The sequence below is a fragment of the Zoogloea sp. LCSB751 genome, assembly GCF_002028455.1.
In the GTDB taxonomy this organism is placed as follows: Bacteria; Pseudomonadota; Gammaproteobacteria; order Burkholderiales; family Rhodocyclaceae; genus Zoogloea.
On the sequence record NZ_MWUM01000079.1, the window covers coordinates 1 to 640 of the forward strand.

Consider the following 640-nt stretch of genomic DNA (forward strand, 5'->3'; position numbering starts at 1 on the left):
GCCTACGGGGAAGCGATGCTGGAGCTGCGTGCCCGAAAAAAATTGCAGTCCCTGCTGGGCGAGGACGAGAAGTGATCGAGACGATCCGCCAGGGACTCAAAGAAGAAGGTGTAGTCGTCTCGATCAGTCAGCTGTGCCGGTGGTTTGAAGTGCCCCGTCGGACGTTCTACTACCAGTCGGTGAAGGCGCCACCGAAGGTGCAGCCCCGCTTTGCCGAACCCATCAAGGCGATGATCGAGGGCAACCCGTCCTTTGGTTACAGGACGGTGGCGCACCTGCTCGGCTTCAACAAAAACACGGTGCAGCGCATCTTCCAACTCCACGGCTGGCAGGTCAGGAAACGCCCGGTCGGTTTCCGGCCGCGGATCGAGGCACGGCGCTCAAGGGCATCCCAGCCGAACGAACGCTGGGCGACGGACCTGTGCCGCGTCTGGGCGGGACGAGACGGCTGGAGCACGTTGGCGCTGGTGATCGACTGCTTCAGCCGGGAGTTGCTGGGCTGGCATGTCTCCCGGAGCGGCAAATCCCGCACCGCTGAAAGCGCGCTGGAGCAGGCTCTGATTGCCCGCTTTGGCACGCTGGGGCGCGTGAAGGAGCCCTTCCTGCTCCGTTCGGACAACGGTCTGGTCTTCACCAGCCG

The 640-nt window shown here is 63.6% G+C and carries 1 protein-coding gene; it reads left to right on the forward strand.

Features of this window, described 5'->3' with window-relative positions; genetic code table 11:
- Window positions 1-71: 71 nt before the first annotated feature.
- Window positions 72-640: DDE-type integrase/transposase/recombinase (locus tag B4920_RS25815; protein ID WP_079437595.1), on the forward strand; the 569-nt coding region annotated here is incomplete at its 3' end.